The 18,323-nt window shown below is 63.5% G+C and carries 18 protein-coding genes; 8 read left to right on the forward strand and 10 right to left on the reverse strand.

Annotated elements, in window-relative coordinates:
- Positions 1-11 precede the first annotated feature (11 nt).
- On the forward strand, positions 12-605 hold the full coding sequence (locus AAHM40_RS02620) for a DUF4124 domain-containing protein (RefSeq protein WP_446731528.1): 594 nt from the start codon (positions 12-14) through the stop codon (positions 603-605).
- A 6-nt stretch (positions 606-611) separates the two neighbouring features.
- Here AAHM40_RS02620 and AAHM40_RS02625 read toward each other — a convergent pair whose 3' ends face one another.
- From AAHM40_RS02625 to coaBC, 5 genes are read right to left on the reverse strand one after another with little or no spacing between them, the layout of a single operon-like run.
- Positions 612-1,055, reverse strand: a complete 444-nt coding sequence (locus AAHM40_RS02625) for an acyl-CoA thioesterase (protein ID WP_342243296.1) — start codon at positions 1,053-1,055, stop codon at positions 612-614.
- A gap of 59 nt (positions 1,056-1,114) precedes the next feature.
- Positions 1,115-2,020 (reverse strand): acetylglutamate kinase, encoded by a 906-nt coding sequence (gene argB, locus AAHM40_RS02630; RefSeq protein WP_028626893.1) that lies wholly within the window; start codon positions 2,018-2,020, stop codon positions 1,115-1,117.
- Positions 2,021-2,041: 21 nt separating this feature from the next.
- Entirely contained in the window at positions 2,042-4,636 is a 2,595-nt protein-coding gene (locus AAHM40_RS02635; protein WP_446731529.1) for a phosphomannomutase/phosphoglucomutase, read from the reverse strand.
- A gap of 38 nt (positions 4,637-4,674) precedes the next feature.
- A complete protein-coding gene (gene dut, locus AAHM40_RS02640) occupies positions 4,675-5,130 on the reverse strand; it encodes a dUTP diphosphatase (protein ID WP_342243297.1) in 456 nt (151 codons plus the stop codon).
- Between the two features lie 6 nt (positions 5,131-5,136).
- On the reverse strand, positions 5,137-6,345 hold the full coding sequence (gene coaBC / locus AAHM40_RS02645; protein ID WP_342243298.1) for a bifunctional phosphopantothenoylcysteine decarboxylase/phosphopantothenate--cysteine ligase CoaBC: 1,209 nt from the start codon (positions 6,343-6,345) through the stop codon (positions 5,137-5,139).
- Between the two features lie 134 nt (positions 6,346-6,479).
- Between coaBC and radC the strand changes: the two genes are divergently transcribed.
- Positions 6,480-7,154: a RadC family protein gene (gene radC, locus AAHM40_RS02650; RefSeq protein ID WP_342243299.1), complete on the forward strand. Its 675-nt coding sequence runs from the start codon at positions 6,480-6,482 to the stop codon at positions 7,152-7,154.
- Here radC and AAHM40_RS02655 read toward each other — a convergent pair.
- Positions 7,151-8,725 (reverse strand): ABC transporter substrate-binding protein, encoded by a 1,575-nt coding sequence (locus AAHM40_RS02655; protein ID WP_342243300.1) that lies wholly within the window; start codon positions 8,723-8,725, stop codon positions 7,151-7,153. The two genes, radC and AAHM40_RS02655, sit on opposite strands and share 4 nt — an antisense overlap.
- Positions 8,726-9,082: 357 nt before the next feature.
- On the opposite strand from AAHM40_RS02655, the gene rpmB reads away from it, so the two are divergent.
- Positions 9,083-9,319, forward strand: coding sequence for a 50S ribosomal protein L28 (rpmB, locus tag AAHM40_RS02660; RefSeq protein ID WP_028626887.1), 237 nt, complete (start codon positions 9,083-9,085; stop codon positions 9,317-9,319).
- A gap of 10 nt (positions 9,320-9,329) precedes the next feature.
- On the forward strand, positions 9,330-9,485 hold the full coding sequence (gene rpmG, locus AAHM40_RS02665; protein WP_003464575.1) for a 50S ribosomal protein L33: 156 nt from the start codon (positions 9,330-9,332) through the stop codon (positions 9,483-9,485).
- Between the two features lie 287 nt (positions 9,486-9,772).
- On the opposite strand, the gene AAHM40_RS02670 is transcribed toward rpmG, so the two are convergent.
- On the reverse strand, positions 9,773-10,138 hold the full coding sequence (locus AAHM40_RS02670) for a cupin domain-containing protein (RefSeq protein ID WP_137823062.1): 366 nt from the start codon (positions 10,136-10,138) through the stop codon (positions 9,773-9,775).
- A gap of 14 nt (positions 10,139-10,152) precedes the next feature.
- Complete coding sequence (locus tag AAHM40_RS02675; RefSeq protein ID WP_342243301.1) at positions 10,153-11,493, reverse strand: aspartate aminotransferase family protein; 1,341 nt, start codon at positions 11,491-11,493, stop codon at positions 10,153-10,155.
- A 230-nt stretch (positions 11,494-11,723) separates the two neighbouring features.
- Here AAHM40_RS02675 and AAHM40_RS02680 point away from each other — a divergent pair, with 230 nt between their 5' ends.
- Positions 11,724-13,217 carry an aldehyde dehydrogenase gene (locus tag AAHM40_RS02680; protein WP_342243302.1) on the forward strand — a complete coding sequence of 498 codons (1,494 nt, stop codon included), beginning with the start codon at positions 11,724-11,726 and terminating at the stop codon, positions 13,215-13,217.
- 125 nt (positions 13,218-13,342) lie between these two features.
- Positions 13,343-14,494 carry an MFS transporter gene (locus tag AAHM40_RS02685; protein ID WP_342243303.1) on the forward strand — a complete coding sequence of 384 codons (1,152 nt, stop codon included), beginning with the start codon at positions 13,343-13,345 and terminating at the stop codon, positions 14,492-14,494.
- Positions 14,495-14,615: 121 nt separating this feature from the next.
- Here AAHM40_RS02685 and AAHM40_RS02690 read toward each other — a convergent pair whose 3' ends face one another.
- Both AAHM40_RS02690 and AAHM40_RS02695 read right to left on the reverse strand, forming a co-directional pair.
- Positions 14,616-15,938 (reverse strand): NAD(P)/FAD-dependent oxidoreductase, encoded by a 1,323-nt coding sequence (locus AAHM40_RS02690; RefSeq protein ID WP_342243304.1) that lies wholly within the window; start codon positions 15,936-15,938, stop codon positions 14,616-14,618.
- Between the two features lie 111 nt (positions 15,939-16,049).
- Entirely contained in the window at positions 16,050-16,538 is a 489-nt protein-coding gene (locus AAHM40_RS02695; RefSeq protein ID WP_016495366.1) for an Lrp/AsnC ligand binding domain-containing protein, read from the reverse strand.
- Positions 16,539-16,696: 158 nt separating this feature from the next.
- Here AAHM40_RS02695 and dadA point away from each other — a divergent pair, with 158 nt between their 5' ends.
- Both dadA and AAHM40_RS02705 read left to right on the forward strand, forming a co-directional pair.
- A complete protein-coding gene (dadA, locus tag AAHM40_RS02700) occupies positions 16,697-17,995 on the forward strand; it encodes a D-amino acid dehydrogenase (RefSeq protein WP_342243305.1) in 1,299 nt (432 codons plus the stop codon).
- Positions 17,970-18,323 (forward strand): RidA family protein, encoded by a 354-nt coding sequence (locus AAHM40_RS02705; protein WP_274802367.1) that lies wholly within the window; start codon positions 17,970-17,972, stop codon positions 18,321-18,323. The genes dadA and AAHM40_RS02705 overlap by 26 nt, the downstream gene beginning before the upstream one ends.

Here is an 18,323-nt window from a genome sequence, read left to right on the forward strand (position 1 = left end):
CGGGATTCCTCATGCTGATGTTGCCTGCACTCCGCTACAGCCTGGCACTGGTTCTGCTGTTGCCGACGCTGGCCGGCGCGGCCGAGCTGTATCGCTACGTCGACGACAAGGGCGTGACCGTCCTTGATCGCCAGGGCGTGCCGCCGGAATACATTAGCAAGGGTTACGAGGTGCTCAACGAACAGGGCCGGGTCATTCGAGTGATCCCGCCTGCTCCGAGTCGCGAGGAAATGCAGCGCCAGCTGGACGCAAAGGCCCGTGCCAGCTCCGATGCGCAGTTGCTGCGGCTTTACACCAGCGTCGAAGACGTCGACCGCGCCCTGGAACGCAAGCTGGCCGAGCTGGATGGCCTGATCGGCGTCGCCCGCGGCAATCAGCAGGCGCTGCGTACCCAGCAGGCCGACCTGCAAAGCCAGGCTGCGGAGAGCGAGCGGGCCGGGCGTGACGTCCCTTCCCACTTGGTGGAGCAGATCAACAACCTGCGCGACCAGCAGAGGGGGCTGGACAAGGACATCGTCCGCTACGAGCAGAGTCGCGAAGCCGCCATGGCGGCCTATGCAGCCGATCGTGCGCGACTGGCCGAGTTGCTCGGCGGTGTTCGCTAGCCGGCCTCAGTCGGTTGGCGCAGTCCGCTCGAACCCCCGCACTTTTTCCCTCAGCCAGTCCGGCAACCGCAGGCTCTTGCGGTTGTCGGCATCGGCATGCACGTAAACCACTTCGCCCGAGGTCAGTTGCTGCTCTTCGCGCCAGATGCCCAGCTCGAAGGCCATGCTGGCGCCGCCTAGCCGGCTGACCCGCACACCCACTTCCAGTTGTTCGTCGAAGCGCGCGGGCGCCAGGTATTCCAGTAGGGTCTTCACCGCGAAAAAATCTCCGCCATCCTTGAGGAGATCGGCCGGATAGGCCACTTCGAGGGCGCGGAAATACTCGGTGATGGCGACGTCAGCGTAGGTCAGGTAGTTGCCGTTGAAAACGATGCCTTGCGGGTCCACTTCGGCCCAGCGCACGCGCAGGGGGTGGAAGAAGCTGAAGTCTTCGCGGGACAGCTTGGCCATTGCGGCTCCTCAAAAAAGAACAGGCCGGATTGCTCCGGCCTGTCTGGGTGTCGCTCCGCTCAGTGACGCTTGCGGTTGGTGATCAGGGTGCCGACGCCGCTGTCGGTGAAGATCTCCAGCAGCACCGCATGGGGCACGCGACCGTCGATGATGTGCGCAGCGTTCACGCCGCCTTGCACAGCATCCAGGGCGCAGCGGATCTTCGGCAGCATGCCGCCGTAGATGGTGCCGTCGGCGATCAGGTCGTTGACCTGCTCAGTGGACAGGCCAGTGAGCACCTGGCCCTGCTTGTCCATCAGGCCGGCGATGTTGGTCAGCAGCATCAGCTTCTCGGCCTTCAGCGCCTCGGCCACCTTACCGGCCACCAGGTCGGCGTTGATGTTGTAGGACTCGCCATTGGCGCCTACGCCGATCGGCGCGATCACTGGGATGAAATCGCCCTTCACCAGCATGTTCAGCAGGTCGGTGTTGACGCTGGCAACCTCGCCGACGTGGCCGATGTCAATGATTTCCGGCTGGGTCATCTCGGGGGTCTGGCGGGTGACGGTGAGCTTCTTCGCCCGGATCAACTCGGCGTCCTTGCCGGTCAGGCCAATGGCGCTGCCGCCATGGCGGTTGATCAGGTTGACGATGTCCTTGTTCACCTGGCCGCCCAGGACCATCTCCACCACATCCATGGTCTGCGCGTCGGTCACTCGCATGCCATCGACGAAGTGGCTCTCGATGGAGAGGCGCTTGAGCAGGTCACCGATCTGCGGGCCGCCGCCATGCACCACCACCGGGTTGATGCCGACCGCCTTCATCAGCACCACGTCGCGGGCGAAGCTGGCCTTCAGCTCGTCGCTTTCCATGGCGTTGCCGCCGTACTTGACCACCAGGGTCTTGCCGACGAAGCGGCGGATATAGGGCAGTGCTTCGGACAGGACCTGGGCGACGTGGGAAGCAGCGTCAAGGCTGAGGGTCATGCTGGGCTCCAGTGACACGGATCAGAACGGCAGGTTGAGTTCAGGGGCGATGAGGGTGAGCTGGCTGCGGAACACCTGTTTGATGCGCTCCAGTTCCTCCTCGGTGTCGGCCTCGAAGCGCAGCACCAGCACGGGAGTCGTGTTGGAGGCGCGGACCAGGCCCCAGCCCTTCGGATAATCGACACGCACGCCATCGAGGGTGGTGAGGTTCGCTTCGCCCCAATTGGCCTCGCGCTGCAGGCGCTCGATCAGGGGGAACTTGCTCTCGTCGGTGACAGTGATGTTGATCTCCGGAGTGGAGACGTCTTTCGGGAACGCCGAGAACACATGTTCGGCGTTACGCTTGTCCTGGCTGAGGATTTCCAGCAGGCGCGCGGCGCTGTAGATGCCGTCGTCGAAGCCGTACCAGCGCTCCTTGAAGAAGATGTGGCCGCTCATCTCGCCAGCCAGCAGCGCGCCGGTTTCCTTCATCTTTTTCTTGATCAGCGAGTGGCCGGTCTTCCACATCACCGGACGGCCGCCGTAGCCGCTGATGAGGGAGGTCAGGCGACGGGTGCATTTGACGTCGAAGATGATGTCGGCGCCGGGATTGCGGGATACCACATCCTTGGCGAACAGCATCAGCAGGCGGTCGGGGTAGATGATGCTGCCTTCGTTGGTCACCACGCCCACGCGGTCGCCGTCGCCGTCGAAGGCCAGGCCCAGGTCGGCCTTCTCTTCCTTCACCTTGGCGATCAGGTCCTCCAGGTTCTCGGGCTTGCCCGGGTCCGGATGGTGGTTGGGGAAGGTGCCGTCGACATCGCAATACAGTGGGATCACGGTGCAGCCGAGGGCTTCGATCAGTTGCGGCGCGATCACGCCAGCGACGCCGTTGCCGCAGTCCACCACGACTTTCATGGACTTGGCCATGGCGATGTCATCGCGGATTTCGCGGAAATAACGGTCCAGTACGTCGACCACCTCAATGCTGCCTACACCGCTGGCCAGGTCGTTGTTCTGGATGCGGGTGTGAAGGGCGGTGATCTGTTCGTTGGCCAGGGTTTCGCCGGCGACCATGATCTTGAAGCCGTTGTAGTCCGGCGGGTTGTGGCTGCCGGTGAGCATTACGCCGGATTTGCCGGCCAGTATGTTGGCAGCGTAGTAGAGCACTGGGGTCGGCACCATGCCGACGTCGCTGACCTGGCAGCCGCAGTCCAGCAGGCCCTGGATCAGCGCCTGGACCAGCTCGGGGCCGGACAGGCGGCCGTCGCGGCCGACCGAGACGCAGGGCTCGCCGCGGGCCAGGCTTTCCGAGCCGATGGCGCGACCCACCCAGTAGGCAGTCTCGGTAGTGAGGGTATCGCCGACCACGCCGCGAATGTCATACGCGCGGAAAATACTGGCGGGCAGGGTGGGAGCGATCTGTTCGATGCTGGTCATGGCGGGGGCTTGCTCCAATCCCAGGAGGTCCTGGTCTTCGTCGAGGATGTCGATATCGAGGATGTCGGTATCTTGGAAAAGCGGGTCGGCCAATTCGGCCGGCCGAGGGGGTGCCGGGGCAACAGGGTTGCTGGCGGCTACCTTGGCCAGGCCATTGTCCGGCGCCGGCTCGGGTTTGCGCCTGGGTTGGCGGGCAAGCGCCTGGGCCAGGCTGTCCAGCGCCGGCAGGCGCAGACTGAAGGCTTTGACGCTCTTGCCGTTCGAGAGTTCTTGCAACAGCTGATTGAGCTGCTGCGCGTCGTCCCGCAGCTTGCGCTGCAGGGCGCCCTGGCTGAGCTTCAGGCCGAGCAGCGCGCCGCTCAGGGCGAGCAGGGCGGCCAGGGCCAGCAGCAAGGGGGAGAAGACGGTTTGGGTCAGAGTCGGACCAGGCGTGAAACTGAGTCTCCAGTTCGGGTTGCCACTGTCCAGGTCGATGGGGGCAGCGCCGGCGGCCTGTCCGCGTTGGGCAAGGAGCTGGGCTGGGGCGTTGCTGAACTGCTGGGTCAGCTGCAGCTGGCCGATCTCCGCCGGCAGCGATGGCAAGCTGCGCAGCAGCCGGTCCAGGTCGAACACCATCAGCAGGGTGCCCTGAGGTGGGCTCTGCTCGTTCAGGCGCAGTGGTGCGGCACTATAGACCAGCCAGCGGTCACCGACCTTGAAGGCTTCAGGGCTGGGCGGCTGGCCATTTTCCAGGCGACGCAGCATATCCAGCGCAGCGAAGTTCATCGGCGCGGCGCGCTGGCTGTTCTGCTGAGCCTGACCAGGCAGGTTGAGGTGTGCGTCAATCACGCCGTCGCGATAGCCCAGGCTGCGTTCGGCGGCCATCAACTGACCGGCGTCACCGCTGTTGAGGGCGTCGATCAGGCTCGGATCATGGGCGGCGGCGGCGGTATCGGCCTGCAACTGGACGATCGCCTGGCGCAGGGTGGCGGCCTGGCTACCGCCCCAAGCCTGGCCGAGCTGGTCGATCCGACCCTGCTCGGCGGGGCTGAGGACGCCAAGCCAGAGCAGGGCGCCAGCGGCGGCCACACCCACGAGGGCGGCCAGCGCGCCTGGGAGCAGGTCGTCGGAGCCTTTGCGGTTGGACTTGGCTTCGGTCGACACTCTGGCCGACCCGTTGCTGGTGGCGTCCTTGCTGCTGCGCTTGAAGAGTTTCACTGAACGTCTCCTAGGCGGTTCGTCCTGATGTTGGACTGTCAGTGGTTGCCGGTGTGACCGAAACCACCGGCACCACGCTGGCTTTCGTGGAACTCGTCAACAAGCTCGAAGTGTGCCTGGACCACGGGCACCAGCACCAGTTGGGCAATGCGCTCGCCAATGGCGATGCGGAATGCCGTCTGACCGCGGTTCCAGCAGGACACCATCAGCTCACCTTGGTAGTCGGAGTCGATCAGGCCCACCAGATTTCCCAGTACCACGCCGTGCTTGTGGCCGAGGCCCGAGCGCGGCAGGATCAGCGCGGCGAGGCCCGGGTCGGCGATGTGGATCGAGAGGCCAGTGGGGATAAGGAGGGTCTGGCCGGGCTCGAGGTCGACTTCTTCCTTGAGCATGGCGCGCAGGTCGAGGCCGGCAGAGCCAGGGGTGGCGTATTGCGGAAGCGGAAATTCGCTGCCGATGCGGGGATCGAGGATCTTGGCTTGCAGTGAGTGCATGGAGTCTCAGGCCTGGTTGAGGCGGTCGGCGATGAAGGTGATCAGCTGGCGGGCGATCTTGCCCTTGCTGGTCTGGGCGAAGCTGGTCTGGGCCAGGTCGCGGTTGATGATAGTGATGGCGTTCTCCTCGCTATTGAAGCCGATGGTGGGGTTGGCCACGTCATTGGCGACGATCAGGTCGAGGTTCTTGTCCTTGAGCTTGCGCGAGGCGTACTCGAGCAGGTTCTCGGTCTCGGCGGCGAAGCCCACGCTGAAAGGGCGGTCGGGACGGCCGGCCAGCGTCGCGAGGATATCGGGGTTGCGTACCAGCTGCAGCAGCAGGCCTTCGCCACTGGTCGGGTCTTTTTTCATTTTGTGCTGGGCGACCACTTCCGGACGGTAGTCGGCCACCGCGGCAGCAGCGATCAGCAGGTCGCAGGGCATGGCCGCTTCGCAGGCGGCGAGCATGTCGCGGGCGCTGACCACGTCGATGCGGTTGACCCGGTCCGGCGTGGGCAGGTGTACCGGGCCGGTGATCAGGGTCACCTTGGCGCCGGCTTCCACCGCGGCTTCCGCGAGGGCGAAACCCATCTTTCCGGAACTGTGGTTGGTGATGTAGCGCACCGGGTCGATATTTTCCTGGGTCGGGCCGGCGGTGATCAGCACATGGCGGCCCGTGAGGGCGCGGTGCTCGAAGCAGTCGGCGGCGCGCTGGGCCAGTTCCTCGGCTTCCAGCATGCGGCCGAGGCCGACATCACCGCAGGCCTGGCTGCCGGCAGCTGGGCCGAACAGGCGCAATCCACGCTTGGCGAGGATTTCCAGGTTGGCTTGGGTGGCCGGATCGCGCCACATGGCCTGGTTCATCGCGGGCGCCAGGGCAACGGGTGCATCGGTGGCGAGCACCAGGGTGGTCAGCAGGTCATCCGCGACCCCTTGCGCCAGGCGTGCCATCAGGTCGGCCGTGGCCGGCGCGATCAGCACCAGGTCGGCCCAACGAGCGAGCTCGATGTGGCCCATGGCGGCTTCGGCAGCGGAGTCGAGCAGTTCGAGGTGGACGGGGTGCCCGGAGAGCGCCTGGAGGGTCAGGGGGGTAATGAACTCCCGGCCGCCCTGGGTCATCACCACGCGGACTTCGGCACCCTGGTCGCGCAGGCGGCGAACCAGTTCAGCGCTCTTGTAGGCGGCAATGCCGCCGCCCACGCCCAGAAGGATGCGTTTCCGATAGAGCCGCTGCATAGGCCTGCCTTTATGAGGTTGAAGATGTGCTGCAGCGAAGGCGCCTCCCCAGGCCGATCGCCGCGCAAAAAGGTGGGTTAAGATAGCACAGCGACCGCACTGGAACAGCGGCGCGGCTCAACCATGGAGGTGTCATGAGCATCCGCAATTGGCCCGCGGCGGAGCGTCCGCGGGAGAAGCTTCTTGAACTGGGTGCGGCGTCCCTGAGCGACGCCGAGCTCCTTGCCATTTTCCTGCGCACCGGCGTAGCCGGTCGCAGTGCCGTCGATCTCGCCCGCCACCTGCTTAACGACTTTGGCAGCCTGCGCGCATTGCTCGAGGCCGAGTTGCATGACTTCAGCCAGCACCTCGGTTTGGGGCCAGCCAAGTTCGCCCAGTTGCAGGCGGTGCTGGAAATGGCCCGACGTCATCTCGCTGAGGAGTTGCGTCGCGACTCCGCGCTGGAGAATCCGCAGGCAGTGCGTGATTTTCTCAAGGCGCAATTGCGCCATTCCGCCCACGAGCAATTCGCCTGCCTGTTCCTCGACGCCAAGCACCGGGTACTGTCCTTCGAGGTGCTGTTCCACGGCACTATCGACGGCGCCAGCGTCTACCCGCGTCAAGTGGTCAAGCGTGCCCTGGCGCACAATGCAGCGGCGCTCATTCTCAGCCATAACCATCCTTCGGGCGTCGCAGAGCCCAGCGAAGCCGATCGCCAGCTGACCCTGCGCCTCAAGGAGGCGCTGGCGCTGATCGACGTGCGCGTGCTCGATCACTTCATCGTCGGTGATGGTGAGCCCCTGTCGATGGCGGAGCGAGGCTGGATCTAGTCCAGTTTCACCTTGGCGAAGTCCTGCCGGCCGAAGGGGTTGACCTGGTAACCCTCGACATTGGTGCGGGTCAGGGTGAAGGCAGTGGGATGGGCGAGCGGCAGCCAGAGGGCCTGTTCGCGAATGATCTGCTGGGCCTTTTCGTAGAGGGTGGTGCGTTCAGCCGGGTCGGCATGGGTCTTGCCGTCTGCGATCAGCTTGTCGAGTTCGGCGTTGCAGTAGCGCGCGAAGTTGAGCCCGGACTGCACTGACGCGCAGGCAAACTGCGGGGTAAGGAAGTTGTCCGGATCGCCGTTGTCGCCCGCCCAACCCATGAATAGCAGGTCATGTTCGCCTGCTTTCGCGCGCCGGATAAGTTCGCCCCACTCGATTACGCGGATTTCCGCCTGAATGCCGACCTTGGCGAGGTCAGCCTGCAGCAATTGGGCGCCCAGGCTGGGGTTGGGGTTGAGCAGGCTGCCGGAAGGGCGGGTCCAGATGGTGGTCTTGAATCCGTCTTTGAGCCCGGCTTCAGCAAGCAGCGCTTTGGCCTTCTCGGGGTCATGGGGGTAGGCCGGCAGCTGTCCGGCGTAGCTCCAGGTGTTCGGCGGGTAGGGGCCGTCGGCGGCCGTGGCGCTGCCTTCGAAAACCGCCTTGAGGTAGCTGGCCTTATCAAAGGCGAGGTTGATCGCCTGGCGCACCTGGAATTTGTCCAGCGGAGGGTGCTGACTATTGATGCCGACAAAGGCAGTCATGAAGGCCGGTACCTGGATAACCTTGATGCTCTTGTCGCTGGCGGCGGATCGCACATCCAGGGGTTTGGGTGACAGGGCGATCTGGCATTCGCCGCGGCGCAGCTTCTGCAAGCGCACGTTGGCGTCGGGGGTGATGGCGAAGACCAGGCCGTCGACCCCGGGCTTGCCGTCGAAGTAGTCCGGGTTGGCGGCATAACGCACCGCGGCGTCCTTCTGGAAGCGACGGAAGACGAAGGGGCCGGTGCCTATGGGCTGGGCGTTGAGCTTCTCGGGCGTGCCCGCTTTCATCAGTTGGTCGGCGTACTCTGCGGAATAGATGGAGGCGAACCCCATGCTGAGGGTGGCGAGGAACGTGGCGTCCGGTTTGTTCAGCGTGAAGCGCACCTGCAGGTCGTCGATTTTTTCGATGTGCTTGATCAGGTTCGGGAGCTGCATGGACTGGGCGTGGGGAAAGCCGCTCTGGGCTACTTTGTGCCAAGGGTTGGCCGGATCCAGCATGCGCTGGAAGCTGAACACCACGTCATTGGCATTCAGTGGGCGACTCGGCTTGAAGTAGTCGGTCGAATGGAAACTCACGTCGGGGCGCAGTTGGAAGGTGTAGGTCAATCCGTCGGCGGCAACCTCCCACTTCTCGGCCAGCCCCGGTATCAATTTGCCGTTCTGCGCGTCGAATTCCACCAGGCGATTCATCAGTACGTCGGCTGAGGCATTGGTGGTTGTCAGGGAGTTGTACTGCACGACGTCGAAGCCCTCGGGGCTGGCCTCGGTGCAGACGCTGAGTGTCGCGGCCTGGGCGAGCAGCGGGGCGAACAGAAGCGGGAGGGCGGCAAGACGCATGGCGGCTCCTTTGCGATGGCTGGTAAGCCCGTGGCGGGCCAAAGGCCTTACCCTAGACCAAGGCCGGTCGGCGAACAATGCGTAGTGGGCGACGAGCGGTCGCTTAGGTTGGCGGCCCTGATGTGGCGGCGTAAGCGCGGTTTCTGGCGTGGCCTGCCTGTGGGTAAAACGCTACGGCCCTTGCTGCACTAGGGTCTTTCTGATATAAAGCAGCGCTCTTTTCTGGGGGCCCGGTCTTTCGCAGTCTATGTGCGGCCGGTAAGACCCTGACGAGACGGGCGCTTCAGCGCCCATTAAAGTGAGAGTTCAAGCGGCCAACCCATGCCGGGTTGGGCATGTGGTTTAGAGGGCTGAGGCATGTCGAGAGTCTGTCAAGTGACCGGTAAGGGTCCGGTTACCGGGAACAACATTTCCCACGCTAACAACAAAACCCGTCGTCGTTTCCTGCCGAACCTGCAGCATCACCGCTTCTGGGTCGAGTCCGAGAAGCGCTTCGTGCGTCTGCGCGTTTCCGCCAAGGGCATGCGTGTTATCGACAAGCGCGGTATCGATGCCGTGCTGAGCGAGCTGCGTGCTCGCGGCGAAAAGGTTTAAGGAGCTAATCATGCGTGAACTGATCCGTTTGGTGTCCAGTGCCGGTACCGGCCACTTCTACACCACCGACAAGAACAAGCGCACCACTCCCGACAAGATCGAAATCAAGAAATTCGATCCGGTTGTGCGTAAGCACGTGATGTACAAGGAAGCCAAGATCAAGTAATTGATCCGGCCCTTGTCGAAAAAGCCCGCCCTGTGCGGGCTTTTTCATGCCTGCGATTTGCTGCCGGCTATGGGGCCGGGCTACAGACTTGGCTTGCCGATTCGTTGTGGGGGCGAATTCATTCGCTAAGGGCGGTGAAACCGATCCATTGAGGGCCAGAGGGCAGACCGGCGGCCTGCTCAACGATTGAAGTCGCCCCCACAGAAAAGACAGCCCTCCGCTCTTGTCCATAAAAAAGCCCGCCAATGGCGGGCTAAAGGGTGACAAGCATAAAGGGTGAACAAGGCTTAGCGAGTGGCCTGTTCGAAGATTACGTAGACCTTGCGGCAAGGCTCCAGCACTTCCCAGGTACCAGAAAAGCCGGCCGGGATGACGAAACGGTCGCCAACGCGCACGGTCTTGGCGTTGCCGTCAGCATCGCGAATCACCGATACGCCCTGGAGAATCTCGCAGTACTCGTGCTCGGTGTAGCTCACTGTCCAGTGGCCCACCGCGCCTTCCCATATGCCCACATTGAACTGGCCGCAGGGGCTGCCGTAGTGATTGCGTACACTCTGCTCGGGGTCGCCCTTGAGGATCTTCTCGGGTGCCGGGCGGTAATGCTCCGGTGCGGTAGTGGCCTGGGCGAAGTCGACGATCTGCTGGATATTCATTGTGCGCTCCCTGTTCAGACGGCCTTGCGGATGGAGTCGGCGAGCTTGCCGACGAGAATGTCGATCTGTTCCTTTTCGACGACCAGCGGTGGCGACATGGCGATGGTGTCGCCAGTGACGCGCACCATCACGCCGTCCTGGAAGCATTGCTCGAAAATCTGGAAGCCACGTTTGCCGATGCCTTCGGTACTTGGTGCCAGTTGCACGCCACCGACCAGGCCCGCGGCGCGGATGTCGATCACGTTGGGCAGGTCTTTCAGGCTGAGCAGGGCATCCTGCCAATAGCTTTCCAGCTCGATGGCGCGCTCGAACAGACGCTCGCCCTGGTAGATATCCAGAGTCGCCAGAGCGGCGGCGCAGGCTACCGGGTGGCCGGAATAGGTATAGCCGTGGAAGAACTCGATGGCGCTTTCCGGTCCCTGCATGAAGGCCTGGTAAATCTCCTCGGCGACGAACACCGCGCCCATGGGGATGGCGCCGTTGGTCAGCCCCTTGGCGCAGGTGATGATGTCCGGGGTGACGCCCCAGCGCTGGGCGGCGAAGGCCTCGCCAATGCGGCCGAAGCCGGTGATCACTTCATCGAAGATCAGCAGGATGCCGTGCTTGCGAGTGATCTCGCGCAGGCGTTGCAAGTAGCCCACCGGCGGCAGGATCACACCAGCCGAGCCGGACATGGGCTCGACGATTACGGCGGCGATGTTCTCGGCGCCATGCAGCGTGACCAGGCGCTCGAGCTCATCGGCTTTCTCGATGCCGAATTCCGGCAGGCCGCGGCTGAAGGCGTTGCGCTGGATATCCAGGGTATGCGGCAGGTGGTCGACGTTCGGCAGCAGAGCGGGGAAGGCCTTGCGGTTGTTGACCATTCCACCGACGGAAATGCCGCCAAAGCCGACGCCGTGATAGCCCAGTTCGCGTCCGATCAGGCGGGTCCGGGTGCCCTGGCCGATGGCGCGCTGGTAGGCGAGAGCGATTTTCAGGGCGGTGTCCGCCGACTCCGAACCGGAGTTGGTGAAGAAGACCTTGTTCAGGCCCTTGGGCGCGACCTCGGCCAGACGCTCGGCCAGCTCGAACGGCAGCGGGTGGCCCATCTGGAAGGTGGGGGCGAAGTCGAGCTTGGCGATCTGCCGGCTCACCGCTTCGGTGATCTCGCGGCGGCCGTGACCGGCGTTGCAGCACCAGAGGCCGGCGGTGCCGTCGAGGATCTGGCGTCCGTCGGAGCTGGTGAAGTACATCCCCTCGGCGCTTTCCAGCAGGCGTGGATTGGCCTTGAACTGGCGGTTGGCGGTGAAGGGCATCCAGAAATCGTCCAGACTGTTGGATATTCTGTTCGGTTGCGGCGCAAAGGCGTTTGTCATTCGTGACCACCAGAATAGGCAAGGTGCGGTGTTGTAGTGATTTTGCCGAAGTCTATGTTTAATATAACGAACATGACAAGGGCGTTTGGTGGGCCTCTGTAAAATATATTGAAAAGGCTGGCCCGGCTGGTTTAGGGTTGCGAGGATGGCCATTAGTAGGTTGGCCTTGCAGAATTTTTGACAGTGCATGCCTGAGCTGGCGGCACTCTTCTAATAAGAGGAAAGCTCCAATGACCACCCTGACCCGTGCAGACTGGGAACAACGCGCCAAGTCCGTGCAGATCGAGACCCGCGCTTTCATTCATGGCGAGTACACCAACGCCGTTTCCGGCGAGACCTTCGATTGCATCAGCCCGGTCGATGGCCGTCTGCTGGGCAAGGTCGCCAGCTGTGACCTGGCCGATGCCGAGCTGGCGGTGAAGGATGCCCGTGCCGTGTTCGAGTCCGGCGTGTGGTCGCGCCTGGCGCCGGTCAAGCGCAAGGAAGTGATGATCCGCTTCGCTGACCTGATCGACGCCCACGCCGAAGAGCTGGCCCTGCTGGAAACCCTTGACATGGGCAAGCCGATCAGCGACTCGCTGAGCGTCGACGTCCCGTCCGCATCCCGCGCCATTCGCTGGAGCGGTGAAGCCATCGACAAGATCTACGACGAAGTCGCCGCCACTCCGCACAACGAACTGGGTTTGGTGACCCGCGAGCCGGTGGGCGTTGTCGCCGCTATCGTGCCGTGGAACTTCCCCCTGCTGATGACTTGCTGGAAGCTCGGTCCGGCCCTGTCCACCGGTAACTCGCTGGTACTCAAACCGTCCGAGAAGTCGCCGCTGACCGCCATCCGCCTGGCCCAACTGGCCATCGAAGCCGGCATCCCTGCTGGCGTGTTGAACGTCCTGCCGGGCTTCGGTCACACCGTGGGCAAGGCCCTGGCCCTGCACATGGACGTCGACACTCTGGTGTTCACCGGTTCCACCAAGATCGCCAAGCAGCTGATGATCTACGCTGGCGAATCCAACATGAAGCGCGTCTGGCTGGAAGCCGGCGGCAAGAGCCCGAACATCGTCTTCGCCGACGCTCCTGACCTGCAGGCTGCCGCTGAGGCTGCTGCCGGCGCCATCGCTTTCAACCAGGGCGAAGTCTGCACCGCCGGCTCGCGCCTGCTGGTGGAGCGTTCCATCAAGGACAAGTTCGTGCCCATGGTGGTCGAGGCGATCAAGGCCTGGAAACCGGGCAACCCGCTGGACCCGGCGACCAACGTTGGTGCCCTGGTGGATACCACCCAGATGAACAACGTACTGTCCTATATCCAGGCTGGTCATGACGACGGCGCCAAGCTGGTGGCCGGTGGCAAGCGTGTGCTGGAAGAAACCGGCGGCACCTATGTCGAGCCGACCATCTTTGACGGCGTAAGCAACGCCATGCGCATCGCCAAGGAGGAGATCTTTGGCCCGGTGCTCTCGGTCATCGCCTTTGACAGCGAAGCAGAAGCCATCGCCATCGCCAACGACACCATCTACGGCCTGGCCGCAGCGGTGTGGACCAACAACCTGTCTCGCGCCCACCTGGTCGGCAAGGCCCTGCGTGCCGGCAGCGTCTGGATCAACCAGTACGACGGCGGCGACATGACCGCGCCCTTCGGCGGCTTCAAGCAGTCCGGCAACGGCCGCGACAAATCGCTGCATGCGTTCGACAAGTACACCGAGCTGAAGTCCACCTGGATCAAGCTCTGAGTCCCAACTGAGGTCCGCCCCCGTCATCGGGGGCCGGCTCTACGAGCCACGCCTGCGGCCGGGTTTCCAGCGATGGAGCCCGGCCGTTTTTGCTTTGCCCAACACGGAAAGGGAGGACATCGGCAATGCGTTGGGGAACCTATTTCGCCGTTTGCGGCGCGGTCATCAGCATCGGCCTCGCCCTGGGCGTGACCATGCCGCTGGTGTCGCTAAGGCTGGAGAGCTGGGGCTACGACAGCTTTGCCATCGGCGTGATGGCGGCAACCCCGGCCGTGGGTGTGTTGCTCGGCGCAGCGATTGCCGGGCGCCTGGCTGCACGCTTCGGCACGACCACTCTGATGCAGCTTTGTCTATTAGTAGGTGCGTTGTCGGTGGCCTTGCTGGCGCTGGTGCAGGACTACCCGGTCTGGCTGGTGCTGCGCCTGCTGATCGGCGTCGCCCTGACGGTGGTGTTCATTCTTGGCGAAAGCTGGATCAACCAGTTGGCGGTGGAGGAGTGGCGTGGCCGCCTGGTGGCGCTCTACGGCACCGGCTATGCCCTCAGCCAGCTGTCCGGCCCACTGCTGCTGACGGCCCTTGGCACCGGCAACGATCTCGGCTTCTGGACCGGCACTGGCCTGTTGATCGGAGGCTCTCTGCTGTTGCTCGGCCGCACCGGGGCGCCCACTGTCGACGCCCATAGCGTTTCGGGGCGCGGCCTCTGGTCCTTCTGTATGCGCTTGCCGACCATCGCCTGGGCGGTCGTGCTGTTCGCCGCCTTTGAAGCGATGATGCTGACCTTGTTGCCGATCTACGGCTTGCGCCAAGGGTTCACCCAGGAAGTGGCCTTGTTGATGGCCAGCGTAGTGGTGGTCGGTGATGCCGCTTTGCAGCTCCCCATCGGCTGGCTGGCAGACCGGATGTCCCGTCTCAGCCTGTTCCGCGTTTGCGGCGTCACGCTGCTGGCGAGCAGTTTGGCCATTCCGCTATTGCTGCATACGCCGCTGATCTGGCCGGTCTGGGTGCTGTTCGGGGCCAGTGCGGGCGGACTCTTTACCTTGGCGCTAATTCTGATCGGCGAGCGCTATCGCGACGACGAACTGGTCCGGGCCAACGCCCATATCGCCCAGCTGTGGGGGATCGGCTGCCTGATCGGACCGCTGGTGACCGGTGCGGCTAGCCAGTGGATCAGTGGCCACGCGCTGCCATTGATGATGGCCCTGGGTGCAGCCGGATTCGTCTGGCTGGCCTGGACGCGGGAATTGTTCGGGGACGATGCCGAGGCCGTTCCCGACTGAAATCCGTGTCCAGGTAATTGGATGGGGTGGAGCGAAGCGAAACCCATCGCGGCGGAACGGCCAATTGATGGGGTTCGCAGGCTCAACCCGTCCTAGGGATCTCGCTCCCGGAGGGTGGGGATCAGACGACTCCCACCGCTTCCTTCATCCGGTACCAGAGCATGCCGAGTGCCAGCAGCGGCGAGCGCAAGTGGCGGCCGCCGGGGAAGGTGATGTGCGGGACTTTGGAGAAGATGTCGAAGCCGCTGCTTTGCTCACCGCAGATGGCCTCGGCCAGCAATTGGCCCGCCAGGTGGGTGGCGTTTACGCCGTGGCCGGAGTAGGCCTGGGCGAAATAGACGTTGGGCTGATCCGGCAGTTTGCCGATTTGCGGCAGGCGGTTGGCGCCGATGCCGATCATGCCGCCCCACTGGTAATCGATGCGCACGTTTTCCAGCTTCGGGAAGACCTTGATCATCTTCGGCCGCATGTAGGCACCGATGTCCGCCGGGTCACGCCCAGAGTAGTGGCAGGCGCCGCCGAACAGCAGGCGGTTGTCGGCGGAGAGACGGTAGTAGTCCAGGGCCACGCGCTGGTCGCAGACCGCCATGTTCTGCGGCAGCAGCTCGTGGGCAAGGTCTGCAGGCAACGGTTCGGTGGCGACCACGTAGCTGCCTGCCGGGAGCACCTTGCCGCCGAGGGTGGCGTTCAGGTCGTTCATATAGGCGTTGCAGCCCAGCACCAGGGTCTTGGCGCGGACCTGCCCTCGGGCGGTATGCACCTTTACCTCGGGACCGTAGTCGATGCGGGTAACGGCGGAATGCTCGAACAGGCGTACGCCAAGGGACTGGGCTGCGGCGGCTTCGCCCAAGGCGAGGTTGAGCGGGTGCAGGTGGCCTGAACCCATGTCGATCAGGCCGCCAACGTACCGGTCAGAGCCCACCACGCTGTGCATTTCATGGGGCTGTACCAGGCGCAATTCATGGCGGTATCCGAGGCCTTTCAGTTCTTCCATGTCTTCGGCGAATCCGGCCAGGTCGCGCGGCTTGTTGGCCAGGTCGCAATAGCCCCAGGTCAGGTCGCAATCGATGGAAAACTCCTCGACACGGCGGCGGACGATCTCCACCGCTTCCAGGCCCATGAGCTTGAGCGAACGCACGCCCTCGGCGCCGATCACCGACTCGAACTGCTCGACACCATGTCCGACGCCACGAATCAATTGCCCGCCATTGCGCCCGCTGGCGCCCCAGCCAATCTGCCGGGCTTCCAGCAGCACTACGGAACGACCGCGCTTGGCCAGTTCGATCGCCGTGTTCAGCCCCGAGAAACCGCCACCGACAATGCACACGTCGGCCACCTCCTCTCCCACCAGGGGCGGGTACTCGATACGCCGATTGGCGGTCGCTGTGTAATAAGAAGGAGCGTGCTGTTCGGTATGCACCGGGATGCGAACGCGGGCGTTCATGTGCGAAATCCTGATTTTGTTGTTTGGAAAATTTTACGCCCAGGCAGAATAAGGCGAACCCCCTGGCGCTGCCAAGGGATTTGCCGGTGGAAATGGAACAGCGGTTCCGAATCAGTCTGGAATCGGCAGGTTCAATGATTCCTTCACTTCTTCCATGACGATGTAGGACTTGGATTCGCGCACGTGGGGCAGTTTCAGCAGGATGTCGCCGAGCAGCTTGCGATAAGAGGCCATCTCGTTGATCCGCGCCTTCACCAGGTAGTCGAAATCGCCCGATACCAGGTGGCACTCCAGTACGTGGGGCAGTTTGAGCACCGCACGGCGGAAGTCTTCGAAGGTGTCGCCGGACTTGTAGTCCAGGCTGATCTCGACAAACACCAGCAGGCTAGCCTTCAGATGCTGGGGGTTCAGTCGTGCGTTGTAGCCGAGGATGATGCCCTCGCGCTCCAGGCGGCGGACGCGCTCGGTGCAGGGGGTGGTGGAAAGCCCCACGCGCTCGCCCAGCTCGGTGAAGGAGATCCGGCCGTCTTCCTGCAGGATTCGTAAAATATTCCGGTCTATCTTGTCCAGTTCACGACGGGATTGATGCTGCGTGCGCATGGTGGATGCCCCTCCGTTGGGGCGCATTCTGCCGAGAATTATCGCCAAATATAGCTGGCTATATAGTGAATATCACTGGTGTTGTCTCCCTATACTTCGCGCCAACGACGCTCAAAATAACAAACGCAGCGGATTCCCCGTTGCGAGTGGAGACAGACATGCGAGTGATGGTCCTTGGCAGTGGTGTGATTGGTACGACTAGCGCCTATTACCTGGCCCAAGCAGGGTTCGAGGTGGTCGTAGTCGACCGCCAGAATGCCGTGGCCATGGAAACCAGCTTCGCCAACGCTGGCCAGGTTTCTCCCGGTTATGCATCGCCCTGGGCGGCGCCCGGCGTGCCGCTGAAAGCCGTCAAATGGATGCTGCAGCAGCACGCGCCGCTGGCCATTCGCACCACCAGCGACATCGACCAGTACCTGTGGATGACGCAGATGCTGCGCAACTGTACCGCCTCCCGTTATGCCGTGAACAAGGAGCGCATGGTGCGTCTTTCCGAGTACAGCCGCGACTGCCTCGACGAGCTCCGCGCTGAAACCGGCATCAGCTATGAAGGCCGCGCCCTCGGTACAACCCAGTTGTTCCGCACCCAGGCCCAGGTAGACGCCGCGGCCAAGGACATCGCCGTCCTCGAGCGTTCCGGCGTGCCTTACGAGTTGCTCGACCGCGATGGCATCGCCCGCGTCGAGCCGGCCCTGTCCAAGGTCAAGCACAAGCTGGCCGGCGCCCTGCGCCTGCCCAACGACCAGACCGGCGACTGCCAGATGTTCACCACCCGCCTCGCCGAGATGGCGGAGAAGCTGGGCGTGGAATTCCGCTTCGGTCAGAACATCGAGCGCCTGGACTTCGCCGGCGACCGCATCAACGGCGTGTGGATCGACGGCAAGCTGGAAACCGCAGACCGCTACGTGCTCGCCCTCGGCAGCTATACCCCGCAAATGCTCAAGCCGCTCGGCATCAAGGCGCCGGTCTATCCGCTCAAGGGGTATTCGTTGACCGTGCCGATCACCAATCCGGCCATGGCTCCGACCTCGACCATTCTCGACGAGACCTACAAAGTCGCCATCACTCGCTTCGACAACCGCATCCGCGTGGGCGGCATGGCCGAGATCACCGGCTTCAATCTGGACCTGAATCCGGCTCGTCGCGACACCCTGGAAATGATCACCGCCGACCTCTACCCGGAAGGTGGCGACCTGAACCAGGCCAGTTTCTGGACCGGTCTGCGCCCGGCGACTCCGGATGGTACCCCGATCGTGGGCGCCACTCCGTTCCGCAACCTGTTCCTCAACACCGGACACGGTACCCTTGGCTGGACCATGGCCTGCGGCTCCGGCCGGCTGCTGGCGGACCTGATGGCTCGCAAGCGTCCGGACATCAGCGCCGACGGCCTGGACATCTTCCGCTACGGCAATTCCAAGGAGACCCCGAACAATGTCAATCCAGCGCCTGCGCACTGAAACCCGCTACAGCGAAATCGTCATCCACAACGGCACGGTCTACCTCGCCGGCCAACTGGATGAGAAGCACAGTGCGGGCATCGGCCAGCAGACTCGCGAAACCCTGGCCGCTATCGACGCGATGCTGGCCGAAGCCGGTACCGACAAGAGCAACATCCTGTCGGTGACCATCTACCTGAAGGACATGGAGGCGGACTACGCCGCGATGAACGCGGTGTGGGATGCCTGGGTGCCGAAGGGTGCTGCCCCGGCCCGTGCCTGCGTCGAAGCGAAGATGTACTCGCCCGACGTGCTGGTGGAAATGACGGTCGTCGCCGCGCTTCCTTAG

This window comes from Pseudomonas sp. OTU5201 (genome assembly GCF_038440135.1).
GTDB classification, from domain to species: domain Bacteria; phylum Pseudomonadota; class Gammaproteobacteria; order Pseudomonadales; family Pseudomonadaceae; genus Metapseudomonas; species Metapseudomonas resinovorans.

Coding starts and splice junctions, on each gene's coding strand:
- AAHM40_RS02680 (WP_342243302.1), top strand. CDS start 11,724: ATGACCACCCTGACCCGTGCAGACTGGGAACAACGCGCCAAGTCCGTG.
- coaBC (WP_342243298.1), bottom strand. CDS start 6,345: ATGCAGCGGCTCTATCGGAAACGCATCCTTCTGGGCGTGGGCGGCGGC.
- rpmB (WP_028626887.1), top strand. CDS start 9,083: ATGTCGAGAGTCTGTCAAGTGACCGGTAAGGGTCCGGTTACCGGGAAC.
- AAHM40_RS02685 (WP_342243303.1), top strand. CDS start 13,343: ATGCGTTGGGGAACCTATTTCGCCGTTTGCGGCGCGGTCATCAGCATC.
- dut (WP_342243297.1), bottom strand. CDS start 5,130: ATGCACTCACTGCAAGCCAAGATCCTCGATCCCCGCATCGGCAGCGAA.
- AAHM40_RS02670 (WP_137823062.1), bottom strand. CDS start 10,138: ATGAATATCCAGCAGATCGTCGACTTCGCCCAGGCCACTACCGCACCG.
- AAHM40_RS02620 (WP_446731528.1), top strand. CDS start 12: ATGCTGATGTTGCCTGCACTCCGCTACAGCCTGGCACTGGTTCTGCTG.
- AAHM40_RS02655 (WP_342243300.1), bottom strand. CDS start 8,725: ATGCGTCTTGCCGCCCTCCCGCTTCTGTTCGCCCCGCTGCTCGCCCAG.
- AAHM40_RS02705 (WP_274802367.1), top strand. CDS start 17,970: ATGTCAATCCAGCGCCTGCGCACTGAAACCCGCTACAGCGAAATCGTC.
- radC (WP_342243299.1), top strand. CDS start 6,480: ATGAGCATCCGCAATTGGCCCGCGGCGGAGCGTCCGCGGGAGAAGCTT.
- AAHM40_RS02675 (WP_342243301.1), bottom strand. CDS start 11,493: ATGACAAACGCCTTTGCGCCGCAACCGAACAGAATATCCAACAGTCTG.
- argB (WP_028626893.1), bottom strand. CDS start 2,020: ATGACCCTCAGCCTTGACGCTGCTTCCCACGTCGCCCAGGTCCTGTCC.
- AAHM40_RS02690 (WP_342243304.1), bottom strand. CDS start 15,938: ATGAACGCCCGCGTTCGCATCCCGGTGCATACCGAACAGCACGCTCCT.
- dadA (WP_342243305.1), top strand. CDS start 16,697: ATGCGAGTGATGGTCCTTGGCAGTGGTGTGATTGGTACGACTAGCGCC.
- AAHM40_RS02695 (WP_016495366.1), bottom strand. CDS start 16,538: ATGCGCACGCAGCATCAATCCCGTCGTGAACTGGACAAGATAGACCGG.
- AAHM40_RS02625 (WP_342243296.1), bottom strand. CDS start 1,055: ATGGCCAAGCTGTCCCGCGAAGACTTCAGCTTCTTCCACCCCCTGCGC.
- rpmG (WP_003464575.1), top strand. CDS start 9,330: ATGCGTGAACTGATCCGTTTGGTGTCCAGTGCCGGTACCGGCCACTTC.